Below are 21071 nucleotides of genomic sequence, written 5' to 3'. Positions count from 1 at the left end.
ATTCACCGATCGACACGGTCACTGAAGTATCGAATCGGGTCGAGCAGCTCAACGCTGGGAGCAGGACTCCGGTCGCTGACCGCCCAGCCGACGGTTCTGCGTGGCGATCCGCGGTTCGCGCATTTGCGGCGGTAGAGTGCCGAGCGCGTAACAGCACGTCGGTAGGTCTTCTCGGTAGCGCGATGCGAGGTGATCGGGTGGCGATGGACAGGCGTTCTATGTTGTCGATCCTGGCTGCGGGAACGGCGATGGCGTTGACCGGATGCAGTGCGGCGCAGGGTGAACCGGCTGCCGCAGATCTCCCGGAAGCGCCGGAGGCGGCCGGAGGGGCGCCGGTTGGTCCGGCGTTGCTCCCGGCCCCGCCCGGTGGTCCGAAGACGGCCATTGCGCCCGCCACGATCACCGCGCTGCCGGGCCCGGGGAGCTGTATGGCGCTCACCGTGGACGATGGCGCGAGCGAAGAAGTCGTCGGCGCGTATATCGAGTTCGCGAAGGACACCGGGGCGCGGTTCACTTTCTTCGTGACGGCGTATTACCCGTCGTGGACGGCGCATCGCGACGAACTGCGCCCGCTGGTGGAATCCGGGCAGATCCAGCTGGCCAACCACACCTGGGATCACGCCGATCTGACTGCCCTGTCCGAAACAGCTGTGGCCGACGAACTTTCGCAATGCAAGTTGTTCCTGCGCAACACTTTCGGTGTCGACGGTATGCCCTACTATCGGCCGCCGTTCGGACCGCATAATACGACCGTGGACCGGATCGCCGCCGATCTCGGCTATCCGGTGCCGGTGATGTGGTACGGGTCGTTGTCGGATTCCGGGCACATCACCGAGCAATATCTGGTCGAATGCGCGCGGAAGTACTTCAATCCGCAGACGATCGTGATCGGGCACGCCAATTTCGCGCCGGTCACCCGCTGCTACGGGCAGCTGGTGGACATCATCCGCGAACGCAATCTGTCCCTGGTGACGCTCGACGATGTGCTCACCGTTACCTGAAGGATCTCAGGGAATGTGCAGTGGCGGTGAGGACGGGAAGATGACGGGCAGGGCAGCCAGGGTGCGGTGCAGCGGTCCGGGGCGCCAGGTCAGTTCGCCGGCGGCAATCGCGAGTTCGAGTTCGGGCAGGGCGTCGAGTAGCTGGTCGATGGCCTCCTGTGCGACCACATATGCCGTGTGCTGGGCGGGGCAGGTGTGCGGGCCGGCGCCCCAGGCGAGATGGGCGCGGTTGCCGGTGTGGTTGCCGGCGCGGATCTCCGGGTCGTTGTTGCAGCCGGCGAGGCTGATCACGACGGGCTGATGGGCGGGCAGCCAGGCGCTGCCGACCAGGACCGGCTGGCGGGGATAGGTGACGCTGGCGTTGGGCAGCGGTGGATCGTCGAACAGCACTTCGTCGAGGGCGTCGCGGGTCGATACGGCGCCGCCGAGCATAACGTCGGCGAAACGGTCATCGGTCAGCATGAGACTCAACGCGTTGATGACCAGGCTCTGCATCGGCCCCATGCCGACGCCGTAGAGCGCCAGCACTTGGTGCACCATCTCCTCCTCGTCGAACCGGGCGGGGTCGTTCAGCAGCCGGGTGGTGATGTCGTCACCCGGCGTGCTGCGTTTGAATTCCACGAGGTCGGTAACCGCCTCGCCGAACATCCGGTTGCCCGCGTCGGCATCGACACCGTCGAATATGGCGGCAGTCGCCGCGGCGGCTCGCTCACTGATCTCCGGCGGGCAGCCGAGCATCGCGTTGATGACCTCGAAGGTGAGCGGGAACGCATACTCTCGAACCAGATCGGCCGACCCCACCGAACAGAATGTGTTGATCAGCGGGACCGCGAACTGTTCCACGGTGCGGCGCGCGGTGTGCAGGTCTACTCCGTCGAGGGCCGCGGTGGCCGCCCGGCGATACCGGGTGTGTGCGGTGCCCGTGCTACGCGGGGCGTTCGGCCGCCACTGCAGGACCGGCAGTACCGGGCAATCCTCGGCGACGGTTTTCTCCCAGCTGCGGGGATCGGCGGGGAAACGTTCGGGATCGTTGAGGATTCGCAATGCGCTGCGATACCCGATGACCAGCGTTGCGGGAACCCCGGGGGCCAACTCCACCGGTACCAAAGCGCCGTAGCGCTCGCGCATTCGGCGGTAGGCGCGGTGCGGGTGGGCGGCGAATTCGGCGGTGTACAGCGGGACACGCTCTTCGACGCCGCGTCCGGGTGCGCTGTGCGCCCGCCCGGTATCCGGCGGGGTGGTCATGGCTTGCTCCAGGCAGGTCTGCGGACAACGGCATGGGAAACGAGTCGTCGGTCCTGGTGGGATCGGGCCGTACCGCGGCGCTGCGGGATAGGGAGATTCTAGAACACGGCCGGTTATCGGTCCGGACCAACCTCTTCCCGCGGTCGATGGGGCCGTCGACTTTCGACAGTTAGTGTCATATTCTCGTTGGTGCGCCGGGCGGCGGATCAACCACTGCGGATCGGGAGTAGTTCATGGGCACGTTGGACGGTAAGGTCGCGTTCATCACCGGCGCGGGGCGCGGTCAGGGACGCAGTCATGCAGTGGGTTTCGCGCGTGAGGGCGCCGATATCATCGCCGTCGACACCACCGCGCAGGTCCGAACTGTTCCCTACCCACTCGCGGGTGTCGACGATCTCGCCGAGACGGCCCGCTTGGTCGAGGCCACCGGCCGCCGGATCGTCACACGTGATGTCGACGTCCGCGACTACGCCGCCCTGTCCGCCGCGGTATCCGAGGGCGTGAACACCTTCGGGCGGCTCGATATCGTGGTCGCCAACGCCGGGATCTCCAGTCCCGCCCCGACGCTCGAAATGAGCGAAGAGGTCTGGCAGGACATGATCGATATCAACCTCACCGGGGTGTGGAAAACACTGAAGGCCGCGGTCCCGCAAGTGATCGACGGCGGCCGTGGCGGTTCGGTCGTGATCATCAGTTCGCTGGCGGCGGTCCACGCCAACGAGAACACCGCGCACTACTCGGCCTCGAAAGCCGGCCTGGTGATGCTGATGAAGGTGCTGGCCAAAGAGCTGGCCCCGCACAGTATCCGGGTGAACACGGTGCACCCGTCCACGGTGGCCACCCCCATGATCCTCAACGACGCGACCTACCGGCTGTTCCGGCCGGACCTGGAGAACCCCACCCGCGCCGATTTCGAGGAGGCGGCCCGCACTCTCAACCGCCTTCCGGTTGCGGCGGCCGAACCGCAGGACATCACCGATACGGTGCTGCACCTGGTCTCCGACGCCGCCCGCTATGTCACCGGAACTACCCAGATGGTGGACGCGGGCGGGTCGCTGTAAGCGGCGTTCACCTCAGCCGGCGGACCCGGAAGGGGCACGGCGTGCGTTCGGGTCGTAGATCACTGCCACTTGGGAAATGCCCTCCGCGGTGAGGACGGACTCGGACCCCGCACCGGTACCCGGCGACGCAGCAGCCTGGCCGGTGCTCCGCCGGCCCAGGTTCCGTTCCGGCGGATACGACGAGGTGCACCCGGTTCGCGCCACGCGCAGTTTCGGGCTAGCCCTCGGGGTAGAAAACGAACAGTGTGCAGCCGGTAGCGGTGGCCGGTACATGCCACGAGCCGGCAGGCGCGTGCAGGAACGTGCCCGCCGGGTAATCGCGGGCGCCGTCGTTGAAAATGCCCGCGACCACGTAGACCTCTTCGGGACCGGGCTCGTGGATATCGCGGTGCGGCCACGACGTGCCGGGGTCCATCTCCAGCACCTGGGCGTGTGCCCCGGACGGTTCCCTCCACAGTGGTCGCTGCCGGATTCCGGGGAACAGTTCGCGGGTCGGGGCATCGGTTACGGCAGCTGACGTGTAGCCGGGCTGGGTGAGGATCTCGGAGTGCATAGGGTCCACAGTGCCGCGCGCGGCGGAGGGCGGAAAGTGTCCAGAATGACGTCGTAGGGTACTTTTCTGCCATGCATCGCGTGGTGGCCTTGGTGCGGCCGGTGCAGTCGACATTCGAACTCGGTTGCGCCGTGGAGGTTTTCGGTACCGTCCGAGAGGGGGTACCGCAGTACTACGAAGTCGAGGTCTGCACGGAATTCCCCGGGCAGGTGCCGACGACGGCCGGGTATGCGATATCGGTGGACCTGGGACTGGGAGCGCTCACCCGTGCCGATACCGTGCTCATTCCCGGTTGGTCCCCGGTGGAGGCGCCGCTGTCCGCACCGGTGCGACGCGCGCTGGTGCGCGCGCACGATCGTGGGGCGCGGCTGGTGACGATCTGCTCCGGGGTGTTCGCGCTGGCCCGCACGGGACTGCTGGACGGCCGGTCGGCCACCACGCACTGGGCCCGCGCGGCGCAGCTCGCGCACGAATTCCCGCGGGTCCGAGTGGAGCCTGACGTGCTCTACGTCGACCACGGCGATATCGCCACCAGTGCCGGGGCCGGTGCCGGGATCGACCTGTGTCTGCACCTCGTCCGGAAGGACCACGGCGCCGCGCACGCGGCTCTTCTCGCGCGGCATATGGTGCTGCCGCCGCATCGCGAGGGCGGCCAGGCGCAGTACGCACCGCCGCAACAGCCCGGGGACGCGCTCGACGGCCTCCTCGACTGGGCCGGTGCACGCCTGGGGTCGCCGCTGTCGGTAGGTGATATGGCGTCATATCTCAGTGTTTCGCAGCGAACCCTGGCCCGGCGCTTCGCCGACCGGCTGGGTACCAGCCCGGGTGCGTGGCTGCTGGCGCGCCGGATCGTCGAGGCTCGCGCACTGCTCGAGGAAACCGATCTCCCGGTGGAGGCGATAGCTGTCCGCGTCGGGCTCGCCTCGGCAGTCAACCTGCGCCGTCGCTTCCGTGCCCATATCGGCACCACTCCCGGCGCCTACCGGCGGGCATTCCGGGTCGGCTGAGGCCCGCGTGGCTCGGCCGATAGCCGATCGTGTGGCCGATCTCCGGAATCGGTCAGGCGGATTCGGCGAGTTTATCGGTGGTCCAGATCTCGGCGAGTTCTTCGAGGGGGAGTTGCAACGCCCGGCTCAGTGAGACCACCGTGCCGAAACTGGGAGAGGGCAGGCGGCCGGTTTCGATTTTGCGCAGGGTTTCCGGAGAGATGCCCGCGGAGCGGGCGACCTCGCCGAGGTCGCGGTCGGCGCGGGCGGTCCGGATCCGGACGCCGAGGCGGCGGCCGGCTTCGATCTGGGCGGGGGTCAGGGGGAGGCGGACCATGGACCTCAGCTTAGAAGTGGTATTAAAGTACCGCAAGCGTTGGTATTGAAATACCGCTGACTGATGGAGGTTGTCATGGTGGAACTGAAAACGCCCGAGGAGATCGGGCAGATGCGGGTGGCCGGGGCGTTCGTGGCGCAGACTCTGGCCGAGCTGCGCGAAAAGGCCGCGGTGGGGGTGAATCTGCTCGAGCTGGAACTGATTGTGCGGGAAAGGATCCGGGAGCGTGGCGCCCAATCGTGCTACTGGGATTACGCGCCGTCGTTCGGGCGCGGCCCGTTCCGCAATACGGTCTGCCTGTCGGTCAACGACGCCGTTCTGCACGGACTACCGTTCGACTACGCACTGCGCGACGGCGATGTGCTGACCGCGGACCTGGCGGTGAGTATCGACGGCTGGGTCGCCGACGCAGCCACCACCGTTATCGTCGGCACACCCGACCCGGAGGATCAGCGCCTGGTGGGAGCCACGGAGGAGGCACTCGCGGCCGCGATCGAAGCGGCGCAACCCGGTAAGCGGATGGGCGATATCTCGGCGGCGATCTCCGCCGTCGCCCGCGCCCATGGTTACCCGGTGAACACCGAATTCGGTGGTCACGGACTCGGCCGCACCATGCACGAAGACCCACACGTCGCCAACCACGGCCGGGCGGGCCGCGGATTCCCGCTGAAACCCGGGCTGACCATCGCGATCGAACCGTGGTTCGCGAAAACGACCGACCGGATCGTCACCGACCCCGACGGCTGGACCATCCGCTCGGCCGACGGGTCACGCACCGCGCATTCCGAGCACACCATCGCGATCACCCCGGACGGACCCCAGGTGCTCACCACGGCGAGCTGAGTCGGACGCGGTCCGGCCGGAGTGCTCACCATCGCCGCCGCTCGCCGTCTACCAGCCCGCCACCGCCGCCGAGTCGGCCGCCCTGGGCACGGAATACCTGCTCCGACGCGGCGACCGCCGGCCCACTGCAAAGATCAGCGGCACGCCGACGACCGTCGAGGCAGGGGCGCTCAGGAACGCCGGACGGACCTTGCCGGCCGACCCTCACGTCGATCGGCTCGTTCGCGACGGCGCGCCGATCGGCTCGAGTGATGGCCTGCACGGCGCGAGAGGCAACCGAGTCACTGCGGCGCTGCCCGGCGATCCGCTGCCCCCGGCCGGTCGTTTCGTCATCTACCGAGTAGTCGTGAGCGAGGCCGAGGGCTCGATCCGAGGAACTCAGGTGGCCTGGCTCACCGAGGACATGTGGAAATCCGGGATCCGCAGCGGGGGCATGGCCGTCCGGGTGAACCAGTCCTTCCATTCGCGAGGCAGTGTCTGTTCGGTCGCACCGGCTTCGGTGACCCGGCGCAGCAGATCCAGCGGGCTCTCGTTGAATCGGAAATTGTTCACCGCCGCGGTCACCTCCCCGTTCTCCACCAGATACACCCCGTCGCGAGTGAGCCCGGTGAGCAGCAGGGTGGCGGAGTCGACTTCGCGGATGTACCAGAGCGTGGTGAGCAGCAGGCCGCGTTCGGTGCGGGCGATCATCTCGTCGAGACTCGCCGCCGAACCGCCGGTGAGCAGCAGATTCTGCACCGGGACGGTGGGGGAGGTGCTGTAGTCGGCGGCGGTGGCGCGCGGATATACCAGACCGGCGATCGCGCCGTCGCGGAGCCAGTCGGCGCGTTGGGCGGCCATCCCGTTGTCGAAGACCGAGACGGTTTCCGATGACGCCTGCGTGGCCACGAACGGGAGGCATTCGAGGCCGGGTGCGGCGGGGTCGGAGGTCAGGGTGAGCGGGATATCGGTGAGTTTCTCCCCGATACGCGTACCGCCCGGGGCGGCGAACGCTGTATGACCCTCGTGGGCGCCGCGACCCTCCATCGACCAGTACATATAGATCAGCAGATCGGCGACCGCCGACGGTGGCAGCAGGGTTTCGTAGCGCCCCGCCGGCAGCTCCACCCGCCGCGCCGACCAGTCGAGCCGCCGGGACAGTTCGCTGAGCAGGCCGGAAGTATCCACATCGCGGAAATCCGTGGTTCCGGCACCCACCCAGGCGCTGGCCAGATCCGCGCCGTCGCCGCGTTTACCGTTGATCTCCACCGACCCGGTGGGCTGGGTGTAGCGGCGGCGGATACCGGTGGAGGTGCCGAGCCAGGTGGTGTGCACCTGGTGGTGTGCGAAACCGTAGAGCCGGTCGGCGCCGTCGAATCCGGTGGACAGGTCGGCGGCCAGGCCGGAGAACACGTCGATACCGGTGCCGGCCCCCGGCTGCTCCCAATCCGCGGCCGGATCCGGGGCGTCGAGTAGCGGCATGGCGTCGCGGGCGGGTTCGGCGGCCGCGGCGGCGTCTTCGCTGGCCCGCACCACGGCCTCGATCTCGGCCGGATCCACGCTGGTGGAGGCTACACTGCCGACCCGCGCCGACCGGGGGCCGTCGCGCAGTACCGAGATCACCGACCAGCGTCGCGCCACCGAGGTGCCGTTGGTGGTCATGGAATTACCGGCCCAGCGCAGCGACGCCTCGGCTTCGTCGGTGACGATCACCATCGCCTCGTCGGCCCGGGACAACCCCAGCGCCCGTTCGACCACCGCGTTCGCGGGCAGCACCCCCGTACCGGTCAGTGTCGTCATCGGCCTGCCTCCGTCCGCGTGTTGAGCACATTCACACCGCGCACCAGGACCGAGGGGCAGCCGTGACTGACGGCCGCCACCTGTCCCGGTTGTGCTTTACCGCAGTTGAACGCGCCCCCCAGCTGCCAGGTCGACGGGCCGCCGACCGCCTCCATCGAACCCCAGAAATCCGTGGTGGTGGCCTGGTAGGCCACATCGCGGAGCTGTCCGTCCAGTTCGCCGTTGCGAATCCGGAAGAATCGCTGGCCGGTGAACTGGAAGTTGTAGCGCTGCATATCGATCGACCAGCTCTTATCGCCCACGATGTAGATACCGTCGGTGACTCGTGAGATCAGTTCCTGGGTGCTGGTGTCGCGCTCCGGATCCGGTTGCAGGGAAACGTTCGCCATCCGCTGGATCGGCACGTGATGTGGGGAATCGGCGTACGAACAGCCGTTGGACCGGTCCAGGCCGAGGCGGGGGGCGAATACGCGATCGAGCTGATAGCCCACCAGGACACCGTCGCGGACCAGGTCCCAGCGCTGGCCGGCCACCCCCTCGTCGTCGTAGCCGACGGACGCCAGACCGTGCCGCTGCAGCCGGTCGGCGGTGACGTGCATGACCGGGGTTCCGTACTGCAACGTGCCGAGCAGATCGGGGGTCGCGAACGACGTGCCGGCATAGGCGGATTCATAGCCGATGGCGCGGTCGTACTCGGTGGCGTGCCCGATGGATTCGTGAATGGTCAGCCACAGGTTGGTGGGGTCGATCACCAGATCGGCCGGGCCCGGCGTCACCGTCGGGGCCTTCACCTTCTCGGCCAGCCACTCCGGGATCCGGCTCAGTTCCGTATTCCAGTCCCACACACCGTCCGCGCCGGTGACGTATTCCCAGCCCCGTCCGACCGGCGGTGCCAGCGTCCGCATGGTTTCGAACGCGCCGGACGCGGAATCGACCGTGATCGCCTCCAGTTCGGGCTCCAGGCGCACCCGCTGCTGGATGATCGACGAGCCCGCCGTATCGGCGTAGTAGGTCTGTTCCTTGACCTGCAACAGGGTCGCGGTGACGTGATCGACCCCGTCGGCGGCCGACAGACGCCCCGAATAATCCTGTAGCAGGGCTACTTTGTCGGCGGAGGGGATCGTGAAGGGGTCGATTTCGTAGGCCGAGACCCAGCGCGCGTTGTCGTAGCGGGGTTCGTCCGCCAAGGTGACCCGTTCCCGGTTCAGCGCCCGCAGACTCGTCGCGACGGCCACGGCGGACCGCGCGACCTCCGCTGCGGTATTCGCGGTCAAGACCGCATGCGAGGCGAAACCCCAGGTGCCGTCCACGATGACCCGTACCGCGAAACCCAGCTCCACGGTATCGGTCAACGCCTCTACCCGGCCGTCCCGCAAACGGATCGACTGCGTACACAGCCGGTGCACCCGGAGATCCGCATGCTCGGCACCGGCCGCGCGGGCCGCGGACAGCGCCGCATCGGCCAGACTCCGCAGCGGTAGGCCCGCGAATTCGGGATCGATATCGTGCCCGGAAGAGTGCCCGCCGGGGTCGGTGGACGTCGCCATGTTCACCCGACCAACCTACCCACTGCGCAACATTTCCGGGCGACCCCTCGATTCACGCCACCGGTGTCACCCGATCGGTCGGCCGAGCACGGAATCGATAGCGGCGAGGAGCCCCTTCCTGTCGTAGCTGTTCAGGGGCAGGGTGGCGCCGTGGGCGTGCCGGACGATGCCGTCGAGGTCAACGAGGACGGTGCCGGACTGCTGGAGCGCACCGAAGACTTTACGAGTGAGTCCGATCGATTCGTGAGGGCTTGCCGCAGCGCCGGACAGGACGGGGAACGGGATACCGCGCTCGGTTTTCCATGCCAGGGCTGGGCTGCGCCCCTCGGGCGCCACGACCGCGACATGGATGTTGTCCTCGTCGAACCTGTCTTGCCGAGCGGCGAGATCGCGAACGTGCCGGTTGCACAGCGGGCACGATGTCGACCGCATGAAATACAGGAGAACATTGTGCACGCCGCGGTGCTGGAACAACCGCCACGCCTGCCCGGTGGTGTCTTCGAGTTCGAGGTCGGGTGCGGGGGATCCGGAGATGAGCATGGAAACTTCCCTTCGATTCACGGAGTAGGGCGGAGGTCGCGCCGGACCGCGGCGCGCGCACGGTGCAACTGCGATTTCATTGCCGCGGTGCTCAGGCCGAGGGCATCGGCTGTCGCGCGCCCGGGGTGGCCGAGCACATCGCGCATGATCAGGACCCTGCGCTGGAGGTCGGGCAAGGCGCTGATCGCCTGTATGAGCTGGTCGGCGTCGAGGCGGCGCAGGGCCTCCTCCTCGGCGGAGGCGACGATCTCCGGGGCGGCATCAGCGATCTGCGGTCCGCGGTCGAGCACGTATCGGGCGCGACGCAGGCATTCGTTGCGAACGATGCGGAACATCCACGACGCGAGAGCCGCTGTGGCATTCAGGGTGCCGATTTTCCGATACAGCGTGATCAACGCCTCCTGCGCGGCGTCCTCGGCATCGGCGGACGACGCACACAGATGTTGTGCGAAGCGCCGCACATGCGGATGAGCCCCGTGCACGATCGCCGAGATCGCCTCCGGATCGCCGCGCTGGGCCGCTCGAACGAGCTGTTCACCGGGCCAGCCACGGCCCACGGCCCTCACCTCCTCGACGATCTGCCGGAACGGCCGGTGGGTGTGGCGCGCGGAATATCGCGCTGCTTCGTTTCGGTCGGACTCTCATGAGCATAAGAGCGTGCTCGACCGCGAAAGGATTCGAACCGAATCGAAAACGCTACCGGGATCGTCGGCGCCGGTGTCCGTTCGCGGCCACTGCGGGCGGCCGGCTGCAGCGCGCCGTAGCCGGTAATCCCGCTGTCATCGGGTAGTGCAGCCGGGGATCTCGAGGGCCGGTCGGGCGGGTGATGGCCACTCCGGCAATGTGCCGCTCGGAGGGAGGAGAGCAAGATCCGCCGACGGGTCAGCGGTCCCTCGACATGCCGGCTACCCCGTCGAGCAAGGTGTCGATCACCCGGCGGGCGAGGGCGTCCGGGTCGGCCGATGTATCGGGTTCGCTGTCACCGTGGACCGTTTCGGTGATGAGCGCCAGATAGACACGGCGAACCCAATCCAGGTCCGCATCGGCCGGGATGGTCCTCTCGGCTTGCGCACGACGCTGGGCGGTATCGCATTTGCCGAACACCGCGGCCCGGATCTCGGCCACCTCGTCGTCCGCGGGGCCCACCCGGTCCAGGGCGTGCGCGGCACCGTGTTCGATCGCGATGACATTGGCGGTGGCTGGTGCAGCGCCACCAGCGGTGGTGCGGTGCGCGGGCGGGCGGCGTCCGGCCGGGAATGCGGGGCTCAGCCGAACTGCTGCCAGCCCAGCCGGATCACCATTCCCACGACGACCACCAGCAGCACCACCCGAACGAATTCCGCGCCCCGGGCCAGCGCCATCCGCGACCCCACCACCGCCCCCGCGATATTGGCCACGGCCATGGCTGCACCCAGCGCCCACAGCACGTGGCCGGTGACCCCGAAGAAGACCAGGGCGCCGATATTTGAGCCGCAGTTGATCACCTTCGCCATAGCGGCGGCCCGCACGAATTCGGTACCCAGCAGGGTCGCGAAAGTGATGATGAGAAAGGTTCCCGTACCCGGGCCGAGCAGGCCGTCGTAGGCGCCGACCAGGCCGGCGGCCAGTGCGATCACCAGAATTGTTTTCCGGCGAGACGGCGGATGGGTCGCCAGTGTGATCCCGATCGACGGCCGGGCCGTGACGAAAATCGCCACCCCCACCAGCACCACCAGCACGATCGGGATGAACAGGTCACGATCGATCAGGGAGACGGCTGCCGCGCCCGCCGCGGCGGTGACCGCCGCCAGCGCCGCGGCCGGAACCAGTTGTCCCCACTGCAGCGCAACCTTGCGGGCGAAGGTGACCGCCGCGGTCGCCGTACCCGCCACCGCGGCGAGCTTATTGGTCCCCAGTGCGGTCTGCGGCGCGATACCGGGCGCCACCAGCAGCAGAGTCGGCAGCACGATCAGACCGCCACCCCCTACCACCGCATCGACCCAGCCGGCTGCCGTCGCCGCCGACAGCAGGAGCGCCCAGTCGGTCACATCCATCATGCATAAGGGCTGTTGATGGCAAAAAAGACAATGACCAGCGGAGATGATGAATGCACGACAAGCGAGGATATACAGCGGGGGCAGTCGGGTCGTGGGCGGACCGGCCCTGGCCTGCAGCGCTGTCGAGCTACCACGCCGGCAGTGTGAATATGTGCCGGTTCAACCAGGCCGAGAAGTCGAGAACCGCACTCATGATCAAGCCTGCCAGTTGTGGGTTCGGGACATATCAACCGTGAAGCCGAGCTACGCACCCGGGCCGCAAGACCGCCGGGCACGATCGCGCAACGCGGTGGCGGAGTAGCTGAGGCAACCGGTCCGTGCACCGGCTCTAGGCTGGGGGTGTGCGCCGATTCAGTTTGTGGCTCAGAGACAAACCTGTCGTCGCCGATTCCACGCTCGCACTGATCCTGCTGATCCTCGATCTGGTGATCGCCCGCGACAGCACGAACCCGGCCGCGTTCCTGGTGTTCTCGGTGCTGCTCCCACTGCCGATCGCTTTGCGGCGGGTCTATCCGCGGGCGATGGCGGTGACGTTCATGGTGTTGTCGTTCTGCACCAGCACCATCGGCTTCATCGTCGGTGACCCCACAGTGCATGCCGCGCTGCTCGGGCACGGGATCATGCTGTACACGCTGGTCGCGTATGTGGGGCGGCGTGAAGGTTTCTGGTACGCGCTGGCACTGGTCGCCGATACCGCCTACGGCATGGCGGTGGTGACCGGGTTCAAACTCGGCGATCTGGCGTTCGTCGGGATCTACCTCGCCTTCTGCTGGGTGCTGGCCGAGTTCGCCGGTGCCCGCCGCGCCTATGACGCCGAGGTGGCGGCCCGGCACGCCGTCGCCGAATCCGAGCGGGAACGCCGCGCCCACGACGCGGTCTCGGCCGAGCGCACCCGGATCGCCCGCGAGCTGCACGATGTGGTCGCGCACGCGGTGAGCGTGATGATCGTCCAGGCCGACGGTGCCCGCTACGCGCTGCGCACCGCCCCGGACACCACGGAAAAGGCCCTCGTCACCATTGCCGGTACCGGGCGCGAGGCGTTGCGTGAGCTGCGCCGCACCGTCGCATTGCTACGCACCGAACAGGCGCCCGATCAGGTTCCGCAGCACGGCACGGCGGGCCTGGCCAGAGTGGCGCAGCTCATGCGGGATGCCGGGCTGGCCGTCGAGCTGGAACTGTCCGGCGAACTGGACGATCTCGCGCCCGAGGCCGGGCTGGGCGTGCACCGCATCGTGCAAGAAGCGCTGACCAACACTCTCCGGCATGCCGGTGCCCATCCGAAGGCGTGGGTCCGGGTGCACCGGCACACCGGCGATATCGAGATCGAGGTCACCGATTCCGGCGGGGTGCCGGTGCACCCGGAAGCCCGGATCCAGGGCAGCGGCCTGGGATTGGCCGGGATGCGGGAACGGATGGCGGTGCTCGGCGGCAGCCTGGAAGCCGGCCGTACGCCGGAGGGCACCTGGCGGGTGTATGCCCGGATCCCGCTGGCCGCACCGGATACGGAATAACAAGCTGCCGCCACTACATTGGTGTCCGTGCCGATTACCGTGCTCGTCGTCGACGACCAGGAACTGATGCGTGTCGGCCTGAAGATGGTGCTCGGCGCCCACCCCGATCTGGAAGTGGTCGGCGAGGCCGAGAACGGCGCCACCGCCATCAGTCAGGCCACCGAACTGAAACCCGATATCGTGCTGATGGACGTCCGGATGCCGGTGGTCGACGGTGTCACCGCCACCGGCCGGATCCTGGAGGCCGGACACGGCACCAGAGTGCTGGTGATGACCACCTTCGACCTCGACGAACACGCCCTGGGTGCGCTGCGCGCCGGCGCCAGCGGATTCCTGCTCAAGGACACCCCGCCCGAGGATCTGATCTCCGCTATCCGCAGCGTCGCGGCCGGGGACGCCGTGGTTTCGCCGAAAGTCACCAAACGCCTGCTCGACCGCCTGATCGCCGAACAGCCTGCGCCGTCCCGCGATCCTTCGGTGCTGGATGTCCTCACCGTGCGGGAACGGGAAGTGCTGGAAGAAATTGCCGCGGGCCGGTCGAACGCCGAGATCGCGGGCCGGTTGTTCCTGTCCGAGGCGACGGTCAAAACCCATGTCGGCCGGGTGCTGACCAAGCTCGACCTGCGCGACCGCGTCCAGGCGGTCGTGCTGGCCTACGAAACCGGGCTGGTCCGGCCCGGCGGTTGACCGGTCCGGGAGCAAAACGGACATCTCGTGCGTTGTACGGGTAGTCCGACCGAAAGGTTCGCCCATGCAGTATCCATCCGGCAGGCGCGAGGGCCCTGCGTGGTCTCGCTCCGCTACCGTCTCCGGGCCTGACTCGCGCCTGCCTGTGCTCGGCTTCCTCGTCTACCTCGTCGTCGAGATCGCGGTTTTCGCCGCCGTCGTCTTCTGGCTCGGTGCGGTCCCGGCGATCCTGCTGCTCATCGCCAGCTCCGCCGCGGGGATGCTGTTGCTCGGCTCCCAGTGGCGTCGCGTCGGTGAACAGTTCCGCCGCGCCTCCCGTGCGGAGATCACCCCGGGTGCCGCGGTCGCCGACGGTGCGCTGGTGGCGGCGGGCAGCGTCCTCATGTTCGTGCCCGGTCCGGTCAGTTCGGTGGTGGGGCTGCTCATGCTGCTCCCGCCGACCCGGGCGCTGTTCCGTCCGGTACTCGCCGCCCTGGCCGCCCGCCGGGTCGCCAAGCTGGCCGCGACCATGCCGCGGCAGTCGGTGACGGTCGTCGACGCCGATATCGACGGCGTCGTCGTGGACGAGTGGTACACCGACGAACCCACGCGTTCGGCGCCCGCGTTGGAGAAGCGCGTGGTCACCGCCGACGGTTTCGATCCCGGCCCGCGCAGCTGACCGGCCGACGCCGGGGTTCAATCCATTCCTCCGGCGTTTGCCGGAGCGTGCGCCCGGGCCGGTCTGCGCTCAGGGGCCGGTGTGTGGGTGTTTCTGGTCGGACAGCACGTACTCTCCGCGTTCGAGCCGGTCGAGGACACCCGAGGTCCAGCCCGTGAGATTGGCGAAGACGCCGCTCCACAGTTCCAGGAGGTCGGGGAAGTGCGGGGGTTCGTGGCGGCCGGGGTAGTCGGCGATCATGGCGAGTAAGTCCCGGCGCACGGCTTCGCTGCGGGTGCGCTGTTCCTCGAGTTTGGCGACCACTCGGTCGCGAGGGAGTGCGTCCATGAACGCGATGCCGGCGCCTAGTTCTTCCATATCGACGCTGGTGAGCGCGGTGTCGAGGCGTTCGAAGAATTCGGTTTCGCCCTCTGGGGTCAGCTCGAAAAGGGTTCGTCCCGGGCCGCGGCTGCCACCTTCGGTGCCCAGAGTGCGGAGTTTGCCTTCTTGGGTGAGCTGTTTGACGGCGTGGTAGATGGAGCCGGGTTGCACGTTGGTCCAGGTATCCGCGCGCCAGGAGAGCAGTTCACGGCGGACCGCGTAGCCGTGGGTCGGCTGTTGCCGTCGCGTCACTCCGAGGACCAGTAGCCGTACCACCGACATCGGACTCCTTCCGTCACCGGAACAGTACGGTAGTCAAATTTGACGACTGGGTCGGCCGCAGCCTATTTTTGGGTAGTCAAAATTGATTATTGGAGGGTTTTCATGGGCGATACCGCGGTCCCCGTACTGTCCACCCACGACCTGGCGCGCACCCTGGACTTCTGGCGGACGCTCGGGTACACGGTCACGCACGAACAGCACAAGCCCTATGCCTATGGGGCGTTACGCGCGTACGACTGCGATATCCACTACTACGCACCGCCCGCGGGCGGGCACGACCGGCAGGCACAAGAAACGACCACATGCTTGGTCATGGTCGACGATGTGGCGAGCCGGCATCGCGATTTCACCGCGGCGCTCCGGGAGCGGTACGGCAAGGTGCCGGCCAAGGGGCTCGGGCGTATCACCCGGTTCCGGCCGGGCCAGAGCCGATTCAGCGCGATCGACCCGGACGGCAACTGGGTCACCTACATCCAGGCGGGCGAACCCGATGATGTCGAATACGGCGGCTCCGCCGAGCTTTCCGGGCTGGCGAAAGTCCTCGACAACGCTCGTATCCTGCGGGATTTCAAGGACGACGACAAAGCCGCGGAACGGGCACTCGAGGCCGGGCTGCGTCGTCACGGGGCCGACGCGCGCCGCACCGACCGAGCCCGGGCGTATGCGGCGCTCGCCGAATTGGCTGTGGCGCTGGAGAACCCGGCAAAGGCCGATGCCCGGCGCGCCGACCTGGCGGCACTGTCGCTGACCGAATCCGAGCGAGCCGAACTCGCCACCGAACTCGCCGCCGCCGACGATCTCGCTGCTTGGCTGGATCCGATCGCCGGTGAACACCTGCGCCCTTCGGAGTAGAACAGGTAGGTGCTCCCGTGCAGGCAGACGCCGCGGCACCGGGCCGAGTCCGTCCACGACGACCGGCCGCGGCAGTCACAGCCGAAAGAATCGGTCGGCGGGTCTACCGAAGTGGTGCGCCGGTGAGACCGTGAGGCCCCGGACGCGGCGACCGCTTCAGCGACGAAAGGCGGCATGACCGGGGCCCGGACCGGTGATCGGTCGAGCCTGGTCGGCTACTCGGCGGACGAATCAGCCCGCACGGTCAACTCGATACCGACGGTGCCCGTCTTACCGCGGCGTAGCGTGCTGCCCAGCACCACCAGTGGGCCGGAGAACCGGTACTTGCGGCGGATCAGCTTGCGCACATGCTCGCTGCCGGACGCGTCGAGAATGCGGCCGGTGCCGTGGAGTACCTCGCCGTGCGGTTTCCCCTTGTAATCACAGGGCTGCAGCGTCACCTCGGCGTTGCGGCGCAGTCGCTTGACCTTCCACGAGTCCGTGACGGTCCAGACGTAGAGCTTGCCTTCCTCGGCGACTGCCCACAGCGGGGTCGGTACCGGAGTGCCGTCCTTGCGGAAGGTGGTGAGCAGAACATAGTCGGCGGTGCCGACCGCACCGAGCGTGTTGGTCATGTACGCAGGGTAATTCGCCGGGCCGCCGAGCGTGGGGTGCGATGGGTCGCAGGGTGCGTGGGGTGCGATGGGTCGCAGGGTGCGTGGGGTGCGACCGGTCGCAGCGTGCGCGGGCGGGTGCGGCAGACTGGTTCACCGTGAGTACGCAGCTGCTGGTCGGAGGTCGGATCTACAGTGCGAGCGCCCCCGATGCCACGGCGCTCGCGGTCACCGACGGGGTCGTGGTGTGGCTGGGCGCCGATCATGTGGGGCGGGCCCTGCATCCCGAGGCCGAGGTGATCGACCTCGACGGCGCGCTGGTGACCCCGGCATTCGTCGAGCCGCACCTGCACACCACCGCATACGGACTACAGCGCTCGGGGCTCGACCTGTCCGAAGCGAATTCTCTGGAGCAGTGCCTGGAACTGGTGGCGGAGTTCGCCGCCGGCCGGCCCGACGGCGTGATCCTGGCCGACGGCTGGGATGAAACGCGCTGGCCGGAAGGCCGGCCGCCGACGGTCACCGAAATCGATGCCGCCGTGCAGCGCGGCCGCCCGGTGTATCTGGCGCGGGTCGACAGTCATTCGGCGGTGGCCTCCTCGGCGCTGCTCGATTCGGTCCCCGGACTGCCGGCCGCCGCCGGGTACCGGCCCGGGGAACCGGTCTGCGCGGACGCGCACCATCTGGTGCGAGCGGCGGCCCGGGCACTGCTCACCGGGGAGCAGCGGGCGGCGGCGCGGCGAACGGCGCTGGATATCGCGGCCGCGCACGGGGTGGTCGCGGTGCACGAATGTGCCGGCCCCGATATAGAAGGAGAGACCGATCTGCGCGAGTTGCTCGCCTTCGAGCACGACGTGCAGGTGCGAGCATATTGGGGCCAGGCCGTGCGGACGGCCGGCGAAGCACGGGAACTGGTGCTCGATCTCGGTGTGCACGGCCTGGCCGGGGACCTGTTCGTCGACGGTTCGCTGGGCTCGCACACCGCGTGGTTACGTGACGCCTACTCCGACGCCCCCGGGACCGGTGTCTCCTACCTGGATGCCACGCAGATCGCCGACCATGTGCGGGCCTGCACCGAAGCCGGCGTGCAGGCCGGGTTCCACGCGATCGGTGACGCCGCCGTGGACGCAGTCGTCGCCGGGGTCGGGCAAGTGGTCGCGGAACTCGGTGGCCCCGCCGTCGCGGCTCGTGGGCACCGCGTCGAGCATGCCGAACTGCTCGACAGCTCGCAGATCGAAGCGCTCGCCCGGTGGGGCGTCATCGCGAGTGTACAACCCGTGTTCGACCGCGAATGGGGTGGAACCGACGGTATGTACACCGAGCGCTTGGGGGGCACCCGGGCGGCGGCGCTGAACCCGTTCGCCGCCATGGCCGCGGCCGGGATCTCGCTGGCCATCGGCTCCGATGCGCCGGTCACCGCATTGGATCCGTGGGCCGCCGTCCGGGCCGCGGTGCACCACCGCACTCCCGGGCACGGCCTGTCGCCCCGGGCCGCGTTCGCCGCGGCCACCCGGGGTGCGTGGCGCGCCGGGGGAGTCCGTGACGGTGTGGCCGGCACGTTGGTCCCCGGCGCACCCGCCTCGTACGCGGTCTGGGAGGCCGACGAGCTCGTGGTCTCCGCACCCGCGGATTCCGTGCAGCGCTGGTCCACCGATCCGCGCTCCCGGGTGCCCGGCCTGCCACCGCTCACCCCCGGCGCCCGCCTGCCCCGCTGCTTGCGGACCGTGCGCGAGGGCACGACGATCTACACCGGGTGACCGATGCGCAGGCCCGTGGACCGCTGATCATGGTGTGCGTGTGATCACCCGAAATGCACGGTTACGGGAGATAGGGATCCCACGCGTCTTCCTGCTCGCAGAGGCCTACTGAACGAGCCGGCGCCGGTTGCACGCGCCGCTGGTCGAACCGCGTACTTCGCCCGCTGTCCTCTGGGTGCGTGGCACGCTCCGGGTGACGAAGGCAGACCCGTGACCGAGGGTTTACAGGCCGAACGCCTGGGTGTCACCCGGGCGTTCGGTGCTGAACCCGTTCGCCGCGATGGCCGCCGGGGTTCCGCCGGCCATCGGATCCGTGGGTCGCCCTCCGAGCCGCCGTACACCACCACCGGTGCAACCCATGGGTCCATCACCGCACGCCGCCTATAACCGGTGACAGCGGCAGCCACAACCCTGCCGGGGGCCCGCCGAGCGGCGCGGGGGCGCATAGCGACCGTGAGCCCGACGGTGGCGGCCATTCGGCGACAACGGCGGCCGCCGTGTGCCCGAGGCGCTGGTGACGGTGATCGAGGAGTTCACGGCCGGCTGCCGCTCCGGGAACCAGGAGTCCTGGGCGGCCCACGCCCGACTACCACTCCCGCCGGTGTCGACATTCCATTCGGCGCAAGGAGGTCCCGGATGATCTCCGGCGAAGTACTCGGCCGCGCCGGAGAGCGACGGTGCCGTCCGGCGGATCGGCCGGTGGTGGGGCGGGAACGACACAGGATCGGCGGAACGACAGGATGTAGGTGTGGAACAGGGTGTCAGGACAGCGAACCGGTGGTCCGAGCGGCTGGGCCGTTATCCCGCGGTGATGCGCTCGCTCGCCGCGGTAGTGGCGGGGCTGCTGCTGTTCGGCAGTTTCCCGCCGCGGCCGTGGTGGTTCCTCGCCCCGGTGGGTATCGCGGTGCTGACGCTGGTGCTACGGAGCGGGACCGGTCTGCGGTCCGGATTCGGCTACGGGTTCCTCGCCGGTCTCGGATTCTTTCTGCCGCTGCTGCCGTGGACCGGTATATATGTGGGCCCGGTGCCGTGGATCGCGCTGTCGACTGCGTGCGCGGTGTATATCGGGTTGTTCGGGGTACTGGCCCGGCTGCTCGGCCGGCTGCCGGGCTGGCCTGTGTGGGTTGCGCTGGCCTGGACCGCTGCCGAATGGGGTAGGTCGAGTTTTCCGTTCGGTGGATTCCCGTGGGGCCGCCTGGCCTTCGGTCAGGCCGACGGATGGTTTCTGCCGCCGGCGATGCTGGGTGGGGCGCCGCTGGTGAGTTTCGCCGTCGCGCTCACCGGCACCTGTGCCGCGGCAGTCCTGTGGGCAGTCGGTCACGAACTCCTCGGTGACCATGAGCCGAATACACCATCCGAAGTGGTGGCGCGCGGGCGCCGGTCGGCCACGATCGCCGCCGCGCTGGCCTGCCTGCTGCTCCCCGTCGCCGGTCTCGGCCTGCGCGCGGCGTTGCCTGCGCCGATGGCGGGAGACAGCACTCTGACGGTGGCGGCGATCCAGGGCAGCGTGCCGCGCCTGGGTCTCGATTTCAACGCCCAGCGCCGGGCGGTCCTCGACAACCATGTCCGGCGGACCGAACAGCTCGCCGACGAGGTGGCGGCCGGTCGGTTTCCGGCCCCGGATGTGGTCGTGTGGCCCGAAAACTCCTCGGATATCGACCCGTTACGCAATCCCGACGCGGCTGCGCTGATCTCCGAGGCCGCGCGCCGCATCGCGGCGCCGATTCTGGTGGGCGCGGTACTGGTGAACGACGACCGGACCACAACGAATTCGGTAATGGTCTGGACCGCAGAAGGTGGACCGGGGGAACGGCACGACAAAAAAATAGTACAGCCTTTCGGTGAATACCTGCCGATGCGCGGATTCTTCCGGCTCTTTTCCGACTACGCGGACCGGGCCGGTTACTTCGTGCCGGGTCACGGAGACGGAACAATTCGGGCTTCAGGTACGGAAATCGGGATAGCAACCTGTTACGAGGTTGCTTTCGACCGGGCTTTCCGGGATTCGCTGCAGTCCGGCGCGCAATTGCTGGCGGTGCCGACGAATAACGCGACTTTCGGTGACAGTGAAATGACCTACCAGCAACTGGCGATGTCCAGGGTGCGGGCGGTGGAGCACGGACGGTCGCTGGTCGTTGCCGCGACCTCGGGCGTCAGCGCGATCATCGCCGCCGACGGGAGCATCCGGCAGGAAAGTGCATTGTTCGTGCCGGAAGCGCTGGTCGCAGAGGTTCCCCTACGTACCTCGACCACTCCGGCGACGGCATTGGGGCCGTGGCCGGAACTGGCCGTCGTGCTCGTGACGCTGACGGGTGTGGTGGTCGCGCTGATCCGCCGGCGAGCGGATCGGCGGAGTGTGGACGGACTGGAAACAGCCGTCAGCGCCTGATCGCCGGACGCCGTACGCCGCCCCGGCGCCGCGTTTGCCGGAACTTCGCCGACC

Annotated in this window: 21 protein-coding genes; 10 read left to right on the top strand and 11 right to left on the bottom strand. The window is 68.3% G+C overall.

The features are described from left to right. The first annotated feature begins 203 nt into the window (after positions 1–203). The gene (locus NFL01S_RS23495; protein WP_062978543.1) at positions 204–1001 is read left to right on the top strand and encodes a polysaccharide deacetylase family protein; all 798 of its coding nucleotides are present in this window, start codon (positions 204–206) and stop codon (positions 999–1001) included. Positions 1002–1007: 6 nt separating this feature from the next. Here NFL01S_RS23495 and NFL01S_RS23490 read toward each other — a convergent pair whose 3' ends face one another. Then, the gene (locus NFL01S_RS23490; RefSeq protein ID WP_062978438.1) at positions 1008–2246 is read right to left on the bottom strand and encodes a cytochrome P450 family protein; all 1239 of its coding nucleotides are present in this window, start codon (positions 2244–2246) and stop codon (positions 1008–1010) included. A gap of 233 nt (positions 2247–2479) precedes the next feature. Here NFL01S_RS23490 and NFL01S_RS23485 point away from each other — a divergent pair, with 233 nt between their 5' ends. Beyond that, positions 2480–3307: a mycofactocin-coupled SDR family oxidoreductase gene (locus NFL01S_RS23485; RefSeq protein ID WP_062978437.1), complete on the top strand. Its 828-nt coding sequence runs from the start codon at positions 2480–2482 to the stop codon at positions 3305–3307. A 217-nt stretch (positions 3308–3524) separates the two neighbouring features. Here the strand turns inward: NFL01S_RS23485 and NFL01S_RS23475 are convergent, their stop codons facing one another. After that, positions 3525–3860 (bottom strand): cupin domain-containing protein, encoded by a 336-nt coding sequence (locus NFL01S_RS23475; protein ID WP_062978435.1) that lies wholly within the window; start codon positions 3858–3860, stop codon positions 3525–3527. A 71-nt stretch (positions 3861–3931) separates the two neighbouring features. Between NFL01S_RS23475 and NFL01S_RS23470 the strand changes: the two genes are divergently transcribed. Continuing rightward, complete coding sequence (locus NFL01S_RS23470) at positions 3932–4867, top strand: GlxA family transcriptional regulator (protein WP_062978434.1); 936 nt, start codon at positions 3932–3934, stop codon at positions 4865–4867. A gap of 52 nt (positions 4868–4919) precedes the next feature. Here the strand turns inward: NFL01S_RS23470 and NFL01S_RS23465 are convergent, their stop codons facing one another. Next, complete coding sequence (locus NFL01S_RS23465; protein WP_062978433.1) at positions 4920–5183, bottom strand: helix-turn-helix transcriptional regulator; 264 nt, start codon at positions 5181–5183, stop codon at positions 4920–4922. A gap of 75 nt (positions 5184–5258) precedes the next feature. On the opposite strand from NFL01S_RS23465, the gene map reads away from it, so the two are divergent. Continuing rightward, on the top strand, positions 5259–6026 hold the full coding sequence (gene map / locus NFL01S_RS23460; protein ID WP_062978542.1) for a type I methionyl aminopeptidase: 768 nt from the start codon (positions 5259–5261) through the stop codon (positions 6024–6026). 378 nt (positions 6027–6404) lie between these two features. On the opposite strand, the gene NFL01S_RS23455 is transcribed toward map, so the two are convergent. From NFL01S_RS23455 to NFL01S_RS23430, 6 genes are all read right to left on the bottom strand, one after another. Continuing rightward, entirely contained in the window at positions 6405–7781 is a 1377-nt protein-coding gene (locus tag NFL01S_RS23455; protein ID WP_062978541.1) for a metallopeptidase TldD-related protein, read from the bottom strand. Between the two features lie 20 nt (positions 7782–7801). Then, a complete protein-coding gene (locus tag NFL01S_RS23450; RefSeq protein WP_062978432.1) occupies positions 7802–9352 on the bottom strand; it encodes a TldD/PmbA family protein in 1551 nt (516 codons plus the stop codon). A 66-nt stretch (positions 9353–9418) separates the two neighbouring features. Next, positions 9419–9892, bottom strand: coding sequence for a peroxiredoxin family protein (locus NFL01S_RS23445; RefSeq protein ID WP_062978431.1), 474 nt, complete (start codon positions 9890–9892; stop codon positions 9419–9421). 17 nt (positions 9893–9909) lie between these two features. Beyond that, positions 9910–10449: an RNA polymerase sigma factor gene (locus NFL01S_RS23440; RefSeq protein WP_062978430.1), complete on the bottom strand. Its 540-nt coding sequence runs from the start codon at positions 10447–10449 to the stop codon at positions 9910–9912. 325 nt (positions 10450–10774) lie between these two features. After that, complete coding sequence (locus tag NFL01S_RS23435; RefSeq protein WP_062978429.1) at positions 10775–11038, bottom strand: hypothetical protein; 264 nt, start codon at positions 11036–11038, stop codon at positions 10775–10777. A 119-nt stretch (positions 11039–11157) separates the two neighbouring features. After that, complete coding sequence (locus NFL01S_RS23430; protein ID WP_062978540.1) at positions 11158–11925, bottom strand: TSUP family transporter; 768 nt, start codon at positions 11923–11925, stop codon at positions 11158–11160. A 344-nt stretch (positions 11926–12269) separates the two neighbouring features. On the opposite strand from NFL01S_RS23430, the gene NFL01S_RS23425 reads away from it, so the two are divergent. From NFL01S_RS23425 to NFL01S_RS23415, 3 genes are all read left to right on the top strand, one after another. Further along, positions 12270–13439 (top strand): sensor histidine kinase, encoded by a 1170-nt coding sequence (locus NFL01S_RS23425; protein ID WP_062978428.1) that lies wholly within the window; start codon positions 12270–12272, stop codon positions 13437–13439. A 27-nt stretch (positions 13440–13466) separates the two neighbouring features. Next, a complete protein-coding gene (locus NFL01S_RS23420) occupies positions 13467–14126 on the top strand; it encodes a response regulator (protein WP_062978539.1) in 660 nt (219 codons plus the stop codon). A gap of 139 nt (positions 14127–14265) precedes the next feature. Next, positions 14266–14784 carry an FxsA family protein gene (locus NFL01S_RS23415; RefSeq protein WP_062978538.1) on the top strand — a complete coding sequence of 173 codons (519 nt, stop codon included), beginning with the start codon at positions 14266–14268 and terminating at the stop codon, positions 14782–14784. A gap of 69 nt (positions 14785–14853) precedes the next feature. On the opposite strand, the gene NFL01S_RS23410 is transcribed toward NFL01S_RS23415, so the two are convergent. Further along, positions 14854–15426 carry a PadR family transcriptional regulator gene (locus NFL01S_RS23410; protein ID WP_062978427.1) on the bottom strand — a complete coding sequence of 191 codons (573 nt, stop codon included), beginning with the start codon at positions 15424–15426 and terminating at the stop codon, positions 14854–14856. A 102-nt stretch (positions 15427–15528) separates the two neighbouring features. On the opposite strand from NFL01S_RS23410, the gene NFL01S_RS23405 reads away from it, so the two are divergent. Further along, positions 15529–16278, top strand: a complete 750-nt coding sequence (locus NFL01S_RS23405) for a DUF8817 family protein (RefSeq protein ID WP_062978426.1) — start codon at positions 15529–15531, stop codon at positions 16276–16278. A 215-nt stretch (positions 16279–16493) separates the two neighbouring features. Here the strand turns inward: NFL01S_RS23405 and NFL01S_RS23400 are convergent, their stop codons facing one another. After that, positions 16494–16892 (bottom strand): PPOX class F420-dependent oxidoreductase, encoded by a 399-nt coding sequence (locus tag NFL01S_RS23400; RefSeq protein WP_062978425.1) that lies wholly within the window; start codon positions 16890–16892, stop codon positions 16494–16496. A gap of 137 nt (positions 16893–17029) precedes the next feature. On the opposite strand from NFL01S_RS23400, the gene NFL01S_RS23395 reads away from it, so the two are divergent. Both NFL01S_RS23395 and lnt read left to right on the top strand, forming a co-directional pair. After that, positions 17030–18628 (top strand): amidohydrolase, encoded by a 1599-nt coding sequence (locus NFL01S_RS23395; RefSeq protein ID WP_062978537.1) that lies wholly within the window; start codon positions 17030–17032, stop codon positions 18626–18628. A gap of 811 nt (positions 18629–19439) precedes the next feature. Then, positions 19440–21017 carry an apolipoprotein N-acyltransferase gene (lnt, locus tag NFL01S_RS23390; RefSeq protein ID WP_062978536.1) on the top strand — a complete coding sequence of 526 codons (1578 nt, stop codon included), beginning with the start codon at positions 19440–19442 and terminating at the stop codon, positions 21015–21017. Positions 21018–21071 lie beyond the last annotated feature (54 nt).

This window comes from Nocardia flavorosea NBRC 108225 (genome assembly GCF_001613385.1).
GTDB lineage: Bacteria > Actinomycetota > Actinomycetes > Mycobacteriales > Mycobacteriaceae > Nocardia > Nocardia flavorosea.
This window is presented reverse-complemented; position numbering and strand designations above follow the sequence as displayed.